Source organism: Variovorax sp. PDC80, from assembly GCF_900115375.1.
Taxonomy (GTDB): domain Bacteria; phylum Pseudomonadota; class Gammaproteobacteria; order Burkholderiales; family Burkholderiaceae_C; genus Variovorax.
The window spans coordinates 299,257-314,348 of sequence record NZ_FOWG01000001.1 but is presented as its reverse complement, the minus strand read 5'-3'; the positions used below and the strand labels follow the sequence as shown (position 1 = coordinate 314,348).

Annotated in this window: 16 protein-coding genes; 11 read left to right on the top strand and 5 right to left on the bottom strand. The window is 71.1% G+C overall.

Annotated elements, in window-relative coordinates; genetic code table 11:
* Positions 1-16: 16 nt before the first annotated feature.
* The 3 genes from BM109_RS01425 to BM109_RS01415 all read right to left on the bottom strand — a co-directional run bounded on the left by BM109_RS01425 (position 17) and on the right by BM109_RS01415 (position 2,614).
* On the bottom strand, positions 17-997 hold the full coding sequence (locus BM109_RS01425; protein WP_093339930.1) for a tripartite tricarboxylate transporter substrate binding protein: 981 nt from the start codon (positions 995-997) through the stop codon (positions 17-19).
* A 67-nt stretch (positions 998-1,064) separates the two neighbouring features.
* On the bottom strand, positions 1,065-1,988 hold the full coding sequence (locus tag BM109_RS01420; protein WP_093339928.1) for a LysR family transcriptional regulator: 924 nt from the start codon (positions 1,986-1,988) through the stop codon (positions 1,065-1,067).
* A complete protein-coding gene (locus tag BM109_RS01415; protein ID WP_093339926.1) occupies positions 1,985-2,614 on the bottom strand; it encodes a glutathione S-transferase in 630 nt (209 codons plus the stop codon). The genes BM109_RS01420 and BM109_RS01415 overlap by 4 nt, the downstream gene beginning before the upstream one ends.
* A gap of 142 nt (positions 2,615-2,756) precedes the next feature.
* On the opposite strand from BM109_RS01415, the gene zigA reads away from it, so the two are divergent.
* On the top strand, positions 2,757-3,950 hold the full coding sequence (zigA, locus tag BM109_RS01410; RefSeq protein WP_093341203.1) for a zinc metallochaperone GTPase ZigA: 1,194 nt from the start codon (positions 2,757-2,759) through the stop codon (positions 3,948-3,950).
* On the opposite strand, the gene BM109_RS01405 is transcribed toward zigA, so the two are convergent.
* Complete coding sequence (locus BM109_RS01405; protein ID WP_256222257.1) at positions 3,874-4,428, bottom strand: Fur family transcriptional regulator; 555 nt, start codon at positions 4,426-4,428, stop codon at positions 3,874-3,876. The two genes, zigA and BM109_RS01405, sit on opposite strands and share 77 nt — an antisense overlap.
* Positions 4,429-4,580: 152 nt before the next feature.
* Between BM109_RS01405 and BM109_RS01400 the strand changes: the two genes are divergently transcribed.
* From BM109_RS01400 to BM109_RS01380, 5 genes are all read left to right on the top strand, one after another.
* Positions 4,581-5,567: an AraC family transcriptional regulator gene (locus tag BM109_RS01400; protein WP_093339923.1), complete on the top strand. Its 987-nt coding sequence runs from the start codon at positions 4,581-4,583 to the stop codon at positions 5,565-5,567.
* Positions 5,568-5,703: 136 nt separating this feature from the next.
* Positions 5,704-6,654, top strand: coding sequence for a tryptophan 2,3-dioxygenase (locus BM109_RS01395; RefSeq protein ID WP_093339921.1), 951 nt, complete (start codon positions 5,704-5,706; stop codon positions 6,652-6,654).
* A gap of 33 nt (positions 6,655-6,687) precedes the next feature.
* Positions 6,688-7,851, top strand: coding sequence for an amino acid aminotransferase (locus BM109_RS01390; RefSeq protein ID WP_093339918.1), 1,164 nt, complete (start codon positions 6,688-6,690; stop codon positions 7,849-7,851).
* Positions 7,848-9,008 (top strand): FAD-dependent oxidoreductase, encoded by a 1,161-nt coding sequence (locus tag BM109_RS01385; RefSeq protein WP_093339915.1) that lies wholly within the window; start codon positions 7,848-7,850, stop codon positions 9,006-9,008. Before BM109_RS01390 ends, BM109_RS01385 begins: the two co-directional genes overlap by 4 nt.
* Positions 9,009-9,121: 113 nt before the next feature.
* On the top strand, positions 9,122-10,108 hold the full coding sequence (locus BM109_RS01380) for a Bug family tripartite tricarboxylate transporter substrate binding protein (RefSeq protein ID WP_093339912.1): 987 nt from the start codon (positions 9,122-9,124) through the stop codon (positions 10,106-10,108).
* A gap of 8 nt (positions 10,109-10,116) precedes the next feature.
* On the opposite strand, the gene BM109_RS01375 is transcribed toward BM109_RS01380, so the two are convergent.
* Positions 10,117-10,425 carry a hypothetical protein gene (locus tag BM109_RS01375; RefSeq protein ID WP_143129052.1) on the bottom strand — a complete coding sequence of 103 codons (309 nt, stop codon included), beginning with the start codon at positions 10,423-10,425 and terminating at the stop codon, positions 10,117-10,119.
* A 194-nt stretch (positions 10,426-10,619) separates the two neighbouring features.
* Here BM109_RS01375 and BM109_RS01370 point away from each other — a divergent pair, with 194 nt between their 5' ends.
* The 5 genes from BM109_RS01370 to BM109_RS01350 all read left to right on the top strand — a co-directional run bounded on the left by BM109_RS01370 (position 10,620) and on the right by BM109_RS01350 (position 14,998).
* Entirely contained in the window at positions 10,620-11,285 is a 666-nt protein-coding gene (locus BM109_RS01370) for an alpha/beta hydrolase (protein ID WP_093339908.1), read from the top strand.
* A gap of 44 nt (positions 11,286-11,329) precedes the next feature.
* Positions 11,330-11,677: a putative quinol monooxygenase gene (locus BM109_RS01365; RefSeq protein WP_093339905.1), complete on the top strand. Its 348-nt coding sequence runs from the start codon at positions 11,330-11,332 to the stop codon at positions 11,675-11,677.
* Between the two features lie 141 nt (positions 11,678-11,818).
* Positions 11,819-13,378, top strand: coding sequence for a glutamate--cysteine ligase (gene gshA / locus BM109_RS01360; RefSeq protein WP_093339904.1), 1,560 nt, complete (start codon positions 11,819-11,821; stop codon positions 13,376-13,378).
* A gap of 202 nt (positions 13,379-13,580) precedes the next feature.
* On the top strand, positions 13,581-13,967 hold the full coding sequence (locus tag BM109_RS01355; protein WP_057595653.1) for a response regulator: 387 nt from the start codon (positions 13,581-13,583) through the stop codon (positions 13,965-13,967).
* A 110-nt stretch (positions 13,968-14,077) separates the two neighbouring features.
* Positions 14,078-14,998 carry an SDR family NAD(P)-dependent oxidoreductase gene (locus tag BM109_RS01350; RefSeq protein WP_093339902.1) on the top strand — a complete coding sequence of 307 codons (921 nt, stop codon included), beginning with the start codon at positions 14,078-14,080 and terminating at the stop codon, positions 14,996-14,998.
* Positions 14,999-15,092 lie beyond the last annotated feature (94 nt).

Below are 15,092 nucleotides of genomic sequence, written 5' to 3'. Positions count from 1 at the left end.
GGAAAGGAAAATGGTCTCAAGCATCGGCGCGTACGCCGGCTTCTTTCACGATGCGGCCCCACTTGGCGTACTCGCTCGCGATGAAGGCGCCGAACTTCTCGGGGCTGCCGCCCGCGTCCTCGGCGCCGAACTCGTCGAGCCGCTGCGCGATGTCGGGCAGGGCCAGCACGCGGTTGATGTCCTCGCTCATGCGCTGCACCATCGGCGCGGCCATGCCGCGCGGGCCGACCAGGCCGTACCACGAAGCCGCATCCAGCCCCGGAAAGCCCGACTCGGCAAGCGTGGGCACGGTGGGATGGCTGCGCGCGCGCTGCAGCCGCGTCTGCGCGATCGCGATCACCTTGCCCTGCTTCACGAAGGGCGTGGCCGCGGTCATGGTGTCGAAGGCGTAGTCGATCTGCCCACCGAGCAGGTCGACGATCAGCGCGCTCGAGCCCTTGTAGGGCACATGAACCGCATCGACCCTGGCCTGCAGCTTGAACATCTCGAAGGCCAGGTGCTGCGCCGAGCCGATGCCCGAGGAGCCGAAGGACACGCGCCCCGGCCGCTCGCGGCACAGCGCCACGACGTCGGGCAGGGTGCGCGCCTTCTGCGCGGGCGCGCAAGTCAGCATGTTCGGCGTCACGCCCACCAGGGTCAGCGGCGTGAAGTCGCGCCGCGGGTCGTAGCGCACGCCGGTCAGCAGCGCCGGCGCGATCGCGTGGCTGTTGACGTGCGCCATCAGCAGCGTGTTGCCGTCGGGCGGCTGCTTGCTCACGTAGTCGGCCGCGATCGCGCCGGTGGCGCCGGGCTTGTTCTCGACCACCACCGATGCGTTCCACATCGCGCCCAGCTTCTGGCCGATGACGCGCGCCAGCACGTCGGTGCCGCCGCCGGGCGCGAAGCCGACCACGATCTTCACGGGGCCGGCCGGTGGCGCCGCCTCGTTCGCGGCGCGCACCAGTGCCGGTGCGGCGAGGGCGGCCGCGGCCGCCAGGGTGAAGCTTCTGCGTTGCATGCTGCGATGTCTCCGTCGTTCTTCAGGTTCGACGGATGGTGCGCAAGGCCCGCACCGGGCGCCATCGCTATTTGGGCGAGGCTGGATTCGCGTTTTGCGTATCCGCGAGCACGCGCGCCACGCTGGCCGCGGCACGCGACAGCGAATCCCCGGCGCGATGGCACAGCACGAACTGGCGCCGCGCCCAGTCGCCGCGGATCGGCAATCGCGCGAAGCGGCTGCCCGCCGCCACGTGGCGCGCGATCGCCACCGGCATGACGCCGATGCCCAGGTCCTGCGCCACCAGCGCCGCGATGCTGTCGAAGCCGCCCACGCGCATGCGCATGCGCAGCAGCTGGCCGGTCTCGTCGGCCAGCCGCGCCAGCATGATCGAGATCGCCGAGCCCTCGTTGAGCACGATCAGGTCGCAGGCCAGGATGTCCTCGAGCACCACCTCGCGCCGGCCGGCCAGCGCATGGCCGCGTGCGGTGACGGCCACCAGCCGGTCGCCGCGGTAGGGCAGCATCGGCAGGTCGATGGCGCCGAGGCTGGCCTCGTAGATGCCGATGTCGACCGTGCCGCGGCGCAGCGCCTGCTGCACCACCTGGCTGTTCATCTCCTGCAGGTCGATGCGCACGCCGGGGCAGGCGGCGGCGCAGCGCTCGATGTCGCGCGGCATGAACTGGATCACCGCCGACTTCGGCGCCGCCACGCGCACCACGCCCTGCTCGCCGCCGAGGTAGGAGGCCGCGTCGTCCTGCATGCGCAGCACGGTGTGCGTGATGTTGCGCGCATGCGCGAGCATCGCGCGCCCGGCATCGGTCAGCACCATGCCGTGCGGGCGGCGCTCGAACAGCGCCACGCCGAACTGCGATTCGAGCTCGAGGATGCGGCGCGAGGCCGCGGCCGGCGCCATGTGCATGCGCTCGGCGCCGCGCGTGACGCCGCCGAGCTCGGCGGTGGCGATGAAGAGCTGGACCGTCGTGAGGTCGAAATGCAGGCGCGTGCTCATGGGAAGGCGATGCCGGCCTCGCCGCTGCGCCAGGGCGGGTTCTTGCGCATGACGCTGTCGAACAACGGCGAGGCGATCCAGTCCGCGAGCCAGGCGCGCAGCCGCGGCCAGGGCTGGGCCTCGAACCAGGCCGGCTCGACCATCGCGTACTGGCGCACGAAGGGCATCAGCGCGGCGTCGGCCAGGGTGGCGTGGGCGCCGAGCAGGAAGGCCGAGGCGGCCAGCCGCGCCTCGAGCTCGCGCAGGAAGCGCGCGCCCTGCTCGCGGGCCTCGGCCTGCACCGCGTCGGCGAAGCGGCCCGGGTACTTGTAGCGGTCGAGCTGCGGCTTGAAGCGGTCGTCGCAGGCGGCGACCAGCGCCTCGGTGTCGCTGGGCCGCAGCCAGCGCAGCGGATCGTGGGCCGCGAGCGCCCATCGCATGATGTCCAGGCTCTGGTCGATCACCTTGCCGTCGGCCAGCACGAGCACCGGCACCGTGCCCTTGGGCGAGGCGGCCAGCATCTCGGGCGGCTTGCGCTTGAGCTCGACCTCGCGCAGCTCGCAGCGCTGGCCGCTCGCCGCCAGCGCGAGGCGGGCGCGCATCGCATAGGGGCAGCGGCGGAAGCTGTAGAGCACGGGCGGGGTCATCGGCGGCGGGAAGGCGGAGGCGGGCCCCGAGTCTATCGGCGCGGCCGGAGAGGGCGGTGGCGGGCGGTTTTTCGGGTTACATGCAACCGTGTTGCGTCATTCATATAATGCAATGCAGTTGCATATCAACGAGACCCACGCCATGCCCCAACGCCTCCCCGTCACCGTGCTGTCCGGCTTTCTCGGCGCCGGCAAGACCACGCTGCTCAACCACATCCTGCACAACCGCGAGGGCCGCCGCGTGGCGGTGATCGTCAACGACATGAGCGAGGTCAACATCGACGCCGCGCTGGTGCGCGAGGGCGGGGCCGAGCTGTCGCGCACCGACGAGCGGCTGGTCGAGATGAGCAACGGCTGCATCTGCTGCACCTTGCGCGAGGACCTGCTGATCGAGGTCGGGCGGCTCGCGAAGGAGGGCCGCTTCGACCAGCTGGTGATCGAGTCGACCGGCATCTCCGAGCCGCTGCCGGTGGCCGAGACCTTCACCTTCGCGGGCGAGGACGGCAAGAGCCTGGCCGACGTGGCGCGGCTCGACACCATGGTCACGGTGGTCGATGCCTTCAACTTCCTGCGCGACTACGGCTCGGCCGACAGCCTGCGGCAGCGCGGCCAGTCGCTGGGCGACGAGGACGCGCGCACCGTGGTCGACCTGCTGATCGAGCAGATCGAGTTCTGCGACGTGCTGGTGCTCAACAAGACCGACCTGGTGAGCGCGGCCGAGCGCGAGCGGCTGATGGCGATCCTGAAAAGCCTGAATCCGCGCGCGCGCATCGAGCTGTCGCAGTTCGGCCGCATTTCGCTCGACCGGGTGCTCGACACCGGCCTGTTCGATTTCGCGCAGGCCGAGCAGGCGCCGGGCTGGCTGGCCGAGCTGCGCGGCGAGCACCTGCCCGAGAGCGAGGCCTACGGCATCCGCAGCTTCGTCTACCGCGCGCGGCTGCCGTTCAATCCGCAGCGTTTCTGGGACCTGGTGCAGGAGGAATGGGAGGGCGTGGTGCGCTCCAAGGGTTTCTTCTGGCTCGCGAGCCGGCCCACGCGCGCGGGCAACTGGTCGCAGGCCGGGGGCGCCTGCCGCTACGGCGCGGCGGGTTTCTGGTGGGCGGCCGTGCCGCGCGAGCACTGGCCCAGCGATCCCGAGGGACTGGCGCTGATCCAGAGCCACTGGGACCCGGCCACGGGCGACGCGCGGCAGGAACTGGTGCTGATCGGCATCGGCATGGACGAGGCCGCGCTGCGCGCGCGGCTCGATGCCTGCCTGCTCACCGAGGAAGAGATGCGCTACGGCGCCTCGTGGTGGCAGAACCTGCCGGACCCTTTCCCGTCCTGGAACGTGTAGGGCGGGCGGCGGGCCGGGCCGCGGGTGCGGCTTCGGCCGGCACGCAGTCGCCGCAGGTGCCGTGCAGGGTGAGCGCGGTGCGGCGGGTGTCGATGCCCTGCTTGCGCAGCGCGCGGCCGAGCCGGCCCATGACCTTCGGCAGTTCGGGGTCGGAGGGCAGGGCCAGCACCTTGTGGCACTGGTCGCACTCGAAGGTGTTGCCCGAGGCGGCCTCGACGTGGCGCGCGAAGCGGTTCACGCGGTCGGCGCCGACGCGCCGGTCGCACAGGCCGACCTCGACCAGCCGGTCGAGCACGCGGTAGATCGTGACCCGGTCGGGTTCCTCGCCGGTGGCGGTGGTGTAGGCCGCGGCGACTTCGTCGTGCGTGAGCGGTTGGGAGGTGTGCTCGAGCAGCTCGAGCACGGTCTGGGCGGCGCGCGTGACGCGCAGTCCGCGGTCGCGCAGCTGGCTTTCGCTGTCGAAGGTTGCGTGGGCCATTCGGGGCTTCGGTTGCGAGGTCGTTGTCTTCATGCGAGCCGCCATTGTGTTGCATACCGCGCCGTCGTGGGCGCGCCGCGGCGAATCGCCCGGCTTCCATGCCAGATAATCCGCGCGAATCGGACAGACCACGGACGCCACGACGCAACAGCATGGACACGGGACGCGACGGCGACGCACTGAGCCACCTGCTCGCGGGCTACAAGTCCGAGCGTGCCGTCACGGCGCGCTTCTCGCTCTCGGCGCCCTGGGCGCTGCACTCGACCGGCGTGGACGGCCCGCTGATCCGCCTGTGCACCGGCGCGCCCTACTGGATTTCGGTGGCCGATGCCGAGCCGGTGCAGGTGGCGCCGCACGACATCGCGATGCTGCCGCAGGGCGGCGCGCACACCGTGTCGTCGGCGCCGGGGCTCGAGGCGCGGCCGTTCCGCGAGCTGATCGCCGCGCATTCCACCGGCCGCCACGGCGACCATCCGATCGTGTTCTCGCACGGCGGCGGCGGTCCGGTCACCGAGCTGTTCTCGCTGCACCTGTGGCTGCCGGCCCAGGGGCTGGGCTCGATCATCGCGAGCCTGCCGCCGCTGATCGTGCTGCGCCAGGCGCAGATTCCCACCACGGCTTCGCTCGCGCTGGCGATGGAGACGCTGGTCAACGAGACCGTGGCCCAGCGCCCGGGCTGGCAGCTCTCGGCCGCGCGCATGGCCGACCTGCTGCTGGTCCACATCCTCTGCGAGCACCTGTACGCGCAGCCGTCGGCGGCGCCGGCCGGTCCCGCCGCGCCGGCCGAGCGCCTGGGCACCCTGCGCGGGCTCGACGACGAGAGCATCGCGCGCGCCATGGCGCTGATGCACGAGCGGCCCGCCCATCCGTGGTCGGTGGCGACGCTGGCGCAGGCCAGCTACCTGTCGCGCACCATCTTCAGCGAGCGCTTCCGCACGCTGGTGGGCGTGACGCCGATGCACTACCTGGGCTCCTACCGCATGACGCTGGCGGCCGAGAAGCTCAAGAACCGGCAGCTGAGCCTGCACCAGGTGGCCGAGTCGGTGGGCTACGAGTCGGAAAAGGCCTTCTCGCGCGCCTTCCAGCGCTGGACCGGGCTCACGCCCAGCGCCTACGCCCGGCGCCACGGCGCCGCCTGAACGCCGTCATCGTCCGGTCACGGACGAACGGTGACCAAATCCGGCGCGCCGGAGGTTGAGCCGCCGGCCCCGGGGCCGAAGAATCGCCGCATCCCCATCACGGCCCGCGCAGCACGCGGGCCAGAGAGACGACGACATGACGGCTTCCCCCTCGCGCCCCCGGCGGCAGCGCGTGATTCCCGCGGTGCGCGATCCCGCGCTCGAGCTTTCGCTGGTCAAGCCGATCGCGACCGGCGACAACCACCAGCGCGCGGCCACGGTGCAGGACACCGACGGCGAGCCGCTGCTGCAGTTCGAGGGCCGCAGCAACCCCTATCTCGAGCACCAGCGCAACGACCTGCTGCTGAGCCTGCAGCACATGCGCAGCGAGGGCCACGACGAGATGGTCTTCATGTGCATCACCCACTGCAAGGAGCTGAGCTTCAAGGCGATCCACTACGAACTCTCGAACATGCAGCTGCGCGTGCGCGCCGACGACGTGGCCGGCGCGCTGCAGCTCGCGCCGCGGGTGCGCGCGCTGCTCGAGTTCCTGGCCAAGACCTGGGACGTGCTCTCGACCATCACGCCGCACGAGTTCAACCAGTTCCGCAACACGCTGGGCATCGCCTCGGGCCAGCAGTCCTACATGTACCGGCACGTGGAATTCATCCTCGGCAACAAGTCGATTCCGCTGGCGCGCGCGCATGCCAACAACCCCGAGGTGTGGCCGTACATGGAACGCGCGCTGAATGCGCCCAGCCTCTACGACGACGTGCTCGCGCTGCTGCACCGGCGCGGCGTGCCCGTGCCGGCCGAGGCGCTGGCGCGCGACTGGTCGGCGAGCTATGCGCCGAACGCGGGCGTGGAGGCCGCATGGCTGCAGGTCTACGGCGATCCGGCGCCCGAGAACGATCTCTACCGGCTCGGCGAGGCGCTGATGGACATCGCCGACGTGTTCTCGCAGTACCGCTGGCGCCATTTCGTCTCGGTCGAACGCATCCTGGGCTTCAAGCCCGGCACGGGCGGCTCGGCCGGCGTGGGCTGGCTGCGCAGCGTGGTCGACCACCGCTTCTTTCCCGAGCTGTGGTCGGTGCGCACGCGGCTCTGAGTCCTTCCTTTCGTTTTTCTTTCTGGAGCACGCGTGTTCGATCAACTGCCGGCCCATGCCGACGATCCCATCCTCGGCCTGTTCGAGGCCTACAAGGCCGACCCGCGGCCGCACAAGGTCAACCTCGGCATCGGCATCTATTGCGACGAGCAGGGCCGGGTGCCGGTGCTGGCTTCGGTGCGCGCGGCGCGCGCGCTGCTGGCCGAGGCCGATGCGCCCAGCGTCTATGCGCCGACCGAGGGGGCGCAGCCCTACCGCGACGCGGTGCGGCGGCTGGTGTTCGGCGAGGTGGCAACGGCGCCGCTCGTGGTGGTGCAGACCGTGGCCGGCACCGGCGCACTCAAGACCGGCGCGGACCTGCTGAAGGACCTGTCGCCCGAGGCCACGGTGTGGATGCCCGACCCGACCTGGGCCAACCATGCGGCGATCTTCGAGGGCGCGGGGCTGCGCGTCGATCACTATCCCTATTACGACGGAAGGACCGGCGGCTTCGACCTCGACGGTGCCATCGCCACGCTCGGCAAGCTTCCGGCCGGCGACATCGTGCTGCTGCATCCCTGTTGCCACAACCCGACCGGCGTGGATCCCTCGCACGAGGAGTGGCGCGCGCTGTTCGACACCATCGCGCAGCGCGGCCTGCTGCCCTTCTTCGACATGGCCTACCAGGGCTTCGCGCAGGGCGTGGACGAGGATGCCTGGGCGGTGCGCGAATGCGTGCGCCGCGGCATCGCCTGCCTGGTGGCGAGCTCGTTCTCGAAGATCTTCTCGCTCTATGGCGAACGCGTGGGTGCGCTCGCCGTGCATGCGCCGGGCGCCGATGCGGCGCGGCTGCTGGGCCGGCTCAAGCTCGGCATCCGGCGCAGCTATTCGTGCCCGCCGGGACAAGGCGCGGCGCTGGTGCAGGCGATCCTGTCGGACCGCGCGCTCGAATCGCAATGGCGCGCCGAGCTCGAGGCGATGCGGCTGCGCATGCGCGCGATGCGCACGGCGTTGCATCGGGCGCTAGGGCCGGGCTCCGACTACCTGGTGGCGCAGCACGGCATGTTCAGCTACACGGGACTGGCGCCCGCGCGGATCGATGCACTGCGCGAACGCTTCGGCGTCTACCTCGTGGGCTCGGGGCGGTTGTGCGTCGCGGGGCTCAATCCCTCGAACATCGAACGGGTGAGCGCCGCGCTCGCGGCGGTGCACGCATGACGCGGCCCGAACGCATCCTCGTCGTGGGCGCCGGCATCGCGGGCTGCTCGGTGGCGATCGCGCTGGCGAGCCGGGGTTTCGGCGTCACGCTGGTCGAGAAGCAGGCCGAATGGCGCTTCCAGAGCTCGGGCATCTTCATCTACGGCAACGGCCTCGAGGCACTGCGCGCGGTGGGCGTGCTGCCGCGCATCCTCGAGGCCGGCTTCGCGATCGAGGACGGGCGCAACGTCTACCTCGACCACCTCGGCGCGCCGATCGTCGACGTGTTCTATCCGCGCTCGCAGGGCGGCGCGGTGCCGATCGTGGGCATCAAGCGTTCGGAGATGCATCGCGTGCTTGCGGACAGGTTGTCGGCGCTGGGCGTGGAGATCCGGCTCGCGACCACGGTGGAGCGGATCGCCGCCGAGGGCGAGCGCGCGCGGGTGCTGTTGTCCGACGGCACGGCGCAGGCCTTCGACCTGGTCGTCGGCGCCGACGGCATCCGCTCGCAGCTGCGCGAACAGGTGACGGGACCGCTCGCGCCACGCTACACCGGCTTCGGCGTCTGGCGCAGCGTGCACGAGCGGCCGCGCGCGCTGGTGGCCAAGATCATGCTGATGGGCATCGGCAAGCGGCTGGGCATCATGCCGATCGCCGACGACCGGCTCTACCTGTTCGGCACCGTGGCCGAGCCGGCCGGCCGCTGGTATCCGAAGGAGGACTGGCCCGCGCGCATGCGCGAGCGCTTCGCCGAGTTCGGCGGACCGGCGCTGCCCTTCCTCGACCAGCTCGGCGCGGACTCGGAGCTGCTCTACACCGCGGTCGAGGAAGTGCAGGCGCCGCTGCCCTGGCATGCGGGGCGCCTCCTGCTGATCGGCGACGCGGCCCATGCCTCGACGCCGTTCATGGGACAGGGCGGGGCGATGGCGGTGGAGGACGCGGTGGTGCTGGCCGAGATGCTGGCCGACCACGGCATTTCCGATGCCACCTTGCGCGCCTTCGGCGAGCGCCGCTATCCGATGTGCCGCTTCGTGCAGGACGCCTCGCGCCAGGTGGGCGAGGCCGGCGCGGTGGAGGACGCCGCGAGCTGCGCGCTGCGCAACGCGGCGATGCGCGAGGGCGCGCAGCGGCAGGTCGACGCGTTCTACGGCCGCCTGGACGCGCTGCGCGCGGCTTGAACCGGGCGCTTATGCCCGGATCGGCCTAAGCATCTGACGAATGGGTCGTTCGCGCGCGGGCGGCGGCGCGACAGAATCGCGCGCGTTCTCCAGCCCGTACCCGAAAGTTCTCCATGCGCGTCCCCTCCCTTCTGAAGCCGGCCCTCCTGTTGTGGGCCGGCGCGTCGATCGCCCTGGGCGCGCAGGCGCAAACCCCCGCTGCTTCCTATCCGGCCAAGGCGGTCCACATCACCGTGGCCAACACGCCCGGCAGCTCGCCCGACGTGCTCGCGCGCTACCTCTCGACGCGGCTGTCGGAGCAATGGAAGCAGCCCGTGGTGGTCGACAACAAGGCCGGCGCGGCCGGCATCCTCGCGGCCGACGGGCTCGCCAAGGCGCAGCCCGACGGCTATTCGCTGCTGGTGGGCGCCGACGGCCCGATCACCATCCTGCCGAACCTGCAGGCCAGCCTGCCCTACGACGCGCGGCGCGACCTGGTGCCGGTGGTGTCGCTGGGCCAGATCGACTTCGTGCTGGTGGCCAACCCCAAGACCGGCTATCGCAGCGTGGCCGACTTCGTGCGCGCCGCCAAGGCGCAGCCGGGCCGCATCAACTACGCCTCGGCCGGCAACGGCAGCCCGCAGCAGCTGGGCATGGAGCTGTTCAAGCAGAAGGCCGGCATCTACGTGACCCACATCCCGTACCGCGGCGGCCCGCTGGGCATGCAGGACGTGATCGCGGGCCAGGTCGACGTGATGCTGATCGCCGTGGGCCCGGCGCTGCCGCACATCCGCAGCGGCCGGCTGGTGGCGCTGGGCACGGGCGGCGAGAAGCGCCATCCGCTGCTGCCCGAGGTGCCGACCCTGGGCGAGAGCTACCCCGGCTACCGCGCCGGCACCTGGTTCGGCCTGTTCGCGCCCGCGAACACGCCGCAGCCGGTGGTCGACGCGATCGCGCAGGAGGCCGGCCGCATCGTGCGCACGCCGGCCGCGCGCGCCGACCTCGCGGCCCAGGGCATCGAGGCCACCGGTTTCGCGCAGCGCCAGTTCCAGGGCCAGGTGGCGGCCGAGTACGAGCGCTATGCGCAGATCGTGAAGGCGACCGGGATCAAGGCGGAATAAGGCGCCGGTCAGCGGACCGACTTGGCCAGCGCCCGCGCGAAGGCCGCGACATCCTCGTCGCGGCAGACCTCCGCGACCAGCGGCGCATGGCCCTGCGCCACGGCCGCCAGCGCCATCGCCTTCTTCGGGCACAGGCCCAGGCAACTGGACTGCACCACGCGCAGCCGAATCGGCACATCGCGCAGCTCGTGCTTGAGTTCCTTGCGCACCGGCCTGGCCTGCAGCTTCGCGGGGCCGTCCTTGCGCGCCTCGCATTCGCCGCAGACAAGCACGAGGCCGCCGAGCTTGGTGTCTACCAGGGGTGGGGAATGGCTCACGCGGGGTCCTTCGCTGGGGTTCTTGCGGACCATCTTGGGGGCGTGGCCGCGCCGCGCAAGTCGGCCGAGCGGCCGTCCGGGTGCGCGGGATGCACCGGATCCCTGCGCTGGATCAATGTCCCGGGCCGCCCGAATGCGCTAAGGTCCGGCCATCCGCGCCTGTTTGGCGTACTTTTTCACGACTTTCACCGACCATGTCCCGTCCCCCCATCGAGATCGAAACCGCCCCCCATCCCACCGCCACGGTGATCGTGATGCATGGCCTGGGCGCCGACGGCAACGACTTCGTGCCCATCGCCAACGAGCTCGACCTCGCCAGCGTGGGCCCGGTGCGCTTCGTGTTCCCGAACGCGCCCGTGATCCCGGTCACCATCAATGGCGGCTACCAGATGCCGGCCTGGTACGACATCGCGGTGGCCGACCTGGTGGCGCGCGAGGACGAGGCCGGCCTGCGCCGCTCGCAGGCCACGATCGAGGCGCTGATCGCCAACGAGAAGGCGCGCGGCATCGCGGCCGAGCGCATCGTGGTGGCCGGCTTCTCGCAGGGTTGCGCGATGGCGCTGATGACCGGGCTGCGCCATGGCGAGCGGCTCGCGGGCATCGTCGGCCTCTCGGGCTACCTGCCGATCGCGGCCACCACCGCGGCCGAGCGCCATGCGGCCAACCACGACACGCCGGTGTTCCTGGCCCATGGCCGGCAGGATCCGGTGGTGCCGATCGCGCGCGCCCAGCAGTCGCGCGACGCGCTCGCGGCACTGGGCTACACCATCGAATGGCACGAGTACGCGATGGCGCACTCGGTCTGCATCGAGGAGATCGGCGACCTCAACGCCTTCTTGCTGCGCGTGCTCGCACGCTGAACCGGCGGGCCGAGGCGCCCGCGACACTCGAAAGGAGACATCCCATGATCCTCGTCATCGGCCATGCCACCGCCAAGCCCGACACCCTGCAGGCCATGCTGGCGATCAGCGTCGAGCACGTGCAGCGCTCGCGCGCCGAGCCCGGCTGCCTCTCGCACGAGGTCTCGACCGACGCGCTGCAGCCGCTGCAGCTCACCTTCGTCGAGCGCTGGAGCGACATGGCGGCGCTGCAGGTGCATTTCCGCGTCGAGGCCTCGCGCGCCTTCGGCAAGGCGCTGGCCGCGATGGCCGACGGGCCGCCGCAGATCCACGTCTACCAGTCCGACGAGATCGACCTGGCCGGCCTCGCGGGCCGCTCGGGCGCTGCGCCGCGGACCCCCGAAAAGAGCTGATCGCGTCAGCGCGTCGAAAGGTGATGCTATGGAAAAAATAGCGGACCGCAGCATAGCCGGCAGCGGGTTTCCCTGTACGAGCAGCGCCCGCGCCGCCGTGCTACCTTCCAGCCCCTCAGAAGATTGATGGGTCATAACAATATGAGCAACAGATTGCAGGAGAGGCTGGGTTCGCTCTCGGCCGGGCGGTTGAAAGGCATGCGGCGCGGCATCGAGAAGGAAAGCCTGCGCGCGCTGCCCGACGGCAAGCTCGCGCTGACGCCCCATCCGCTCGCGCTCGGCTCGGCGCTGACCCATCCGCACATCACGACCGACTTCAGCGAGTCGCAGCTCGAGCTGATCACGGGCGTGCACGGCGACGCCGAGGCCGCGCTCGACGAGCTGACCCGCGTCCACCAGTTCACCTACCGCGTGCTCGACCAGCTCGGCGACGAGCGCATGTGGGTCTCGAGCATGCCCTGCGGCCTGCCGACCGACGAGACCATTCCGATCGGCCGCTACGGCTCGTCGAACGTGGGCCGCGCCAAGAGCGTCTACCGCATGGGCCTGAGCCACCGCTACGGCCGCCGCATGCAGACCATCTCGGGCATCCACTACAACTGGTCGCTGCCCGAGGTGTCGAGCGAAGCGTATTTCGCGCTGATCCGCAATTTCCGCCGCCACGCCTTCCTGCTGCTGTACCTGTTCGGCGCCTCGCCGGCGCTGTGCTCGAGCTTCGTCGCGGGTCGCCCGCACGAGCTGCAGCCGCTGGGCGACGGCAGCATGTTCATGCCGCACGGCACCTCGCTGCGCATGGGCCGCCTGGGCTACCAGAGCGACGCGCAGGCCTCGCTGGCCGTGAGCTACAACAGCCTCGAGGGCTACGGTGCCTCGCTGCAGGACGCGCTCACGCGCCCCTGGCCGGCCTACGAGGCCATCGGCATCCGCAACCTCGGCGGCGACTACAACCAGCTCGGCACCAGCCTGCTGCAGATCGAGAACGAGTTCTACGGCACCATCCGCCCCAAGCGCGTGATCAACCCCGGCGAGCGCCCGCTGCATGCGCTGCGCGAGCGCGGCGTCGAGTACGTCGAGGTGCGGCTGATGGACCTCGATCCCTTCGAGGCCGTGGGCATCAACGCCCAGACCATGCGCTTCCTCGACGTGTTCCTGCTGCACTGCCTGCTCAGCGACAGCCCCGACGACACGCCGCAGGAGATCGCCGATCTGGCGCACAACCAGCACCTGACGGCCGCGCGCGGCCGCGAGCCGGGCCTGGCGCTGCTGCGCGGCGGCCAGCCGGTGTCGCTGGTCGACTGGGGCCTGGAGCTGGTCGAGCAATGCGCGCCGATCGCCGAGCGGCTCGATGCCGCGCACGGCGGCACGGCCCATGCCGAGGCGGTGCGCGCCGCGCGCGAGGCGCTGGGCAACCCCGACAGCCTGCCCTCGGCGCGCGTGCTCGCGGCCATCGAGCACGAGCATGCCAACTCCTTCATCGGCTTCATCCGCGCGCGCTCCGAGCAGACCCGCGCCGCGCTGATGGCGCTGCCCTTCTCCGACGCCCAGCGCGCCGTATTCGCGCGCATGACCGAGGACTCGATCCAGGAGCAGAAGCGCATCGAGATGGCCGACACCATGCCCTTCGAGATCTACCGCGAGCAGTACGTGTCGCCCACGCGCCTGGGCGTGGGCAAGGGCCAGCGGGTGGCCGTCGCGGCCTGACGGCGGGCCGCCCGGCCGCCGGCTGACGACAGCCGTCTTGGCCCGTGGCCTACAGGCGGTCGGTGCCGCTGGCTCACGCTGCACCGCCGCATGGCTGAGAGGATCGGACCATGCAAGCCGTCGCCCGCCAGCCGTTCCCTCCCGCCTCGTTCCGCGCCCTGGCCGATCCGCAACGGTGCGGCACTGCGCGGGGCGGGCGATCATGAGTCTCAAGGCCTATCTCGTCGAAGACAGCCCCGTGATCCGCGAGAACCTCGTGGGTTTCCTCGAGGACGTGACCGAGACCGAGGTGCTGGCCGTGGCCGGCAGCGAGGACGAGGCCGTGGCCTGGCTGCAGCGCCACCGCGACGACTGGGACCTGACCATCGTCGACCTGTTCCTCGAGCGCGGCAACGGCCTGGGCGTGCTCGACGCCTGCCGCCAGCGTTCGCCGCACCAGAAGGTGGTGGTGCTCAGCAACTACGCCACCGCCGAGATGCGCGACCGCTCGCGCCTGCTGGGCGCCGACGCCTTCTTCGACAAGTCGGCCGAGCTCGACCAGCTCGTCGCCTACTGCGAAACCCTGCACGAAACCTCGTCGCACGAGTGACTGGCGGGACCGCCCGGGTGCGGCCGCGCGGTACTTTCTGAGGTAAAACGCGCCGCGGCGCGTGCGGTTTGGACGCGCCCTCCATCCATCCTCCGAGAGACCGAGACGACATGAGCAACGACAGCAGCATCGACTTCCAGGGCCGCGTGGCCATCGTGACCGGCGCCGGCGGCGGCCTGGGCCGCCAGCATGCGCTGGCCCTCGCGGCGCGCGGCGCCAAGGTGGTGGTCAATGACCTCGGCGGCGCGCGCGACGGCTCGGGCGGCTCGGTGAGCGCGGCGCAGGCGGTGGTCGACGAGATCAAGGCCGCGGGCGGCGAGGCGATCGCCAACGGCGCCTCGGTCACCGACTTCGAGGCCGTGCAGGCCATGGTGCAGCAGGCGGTCGATGCCTGGGGCCGGGTCGACATCCTCGTGAACAATGCCGGCATCCTGCGCGACAAGAGCTTCGCCAAGATGGAACTGGCCGACTTCAGGCTGGTGGTCGACGTGCACCTGATGGGCGCCGTCAACTGCACCAAAGCCGTCTGGGCGCTGATGAACGCGCAGAAGTACGGCCGCATCGTGATGACCACCTCCTCGAGCGGCCTGTACGGCAACTTCGGCCAGAGCAACTACGGTGCCGCCAAGCTGGCGCTGGTGGGCCTGATGCAGACCCTGAGCATCGAGGGCGCGAAGAACGACATCCGCGTCAACTGCCTGGCGCCCACCGCGGCCACGCGCATGACCGAGGACCTGTTCCCGCCCGACATGCTCGAGGCCTTCCAGCCCGAGGCCGTGGTGCCGGCGATGCTGGTGCTGGCGGCCGAGAACGCGCCCACGCGCGCCATCCTGTGCGCGGGCGCCGGCACCTTCGAGGCCGCGCACATCACGCTCACGCAGGGCGCCTGGATCGGCATCGGCGGCGACACGCCCGAGCAGCTGGCCGCGCGGCTCGACGAGGTGCGCGCGCGCGAGGGCGAGCAGGTGCCCCAGAGCGGCACCGCCCAGGGCGCGAACGAGGTCGCGAAGGCGAAGGCGGCGCGCGGCTGAATTCCACCCGGGCGTTCATGGCGCTTGACCTCGAGTGCACGCGAGCCCTTCCAATGAAATCCACCGGGGCCTCCGGTGCTTTCCATTGACGCTC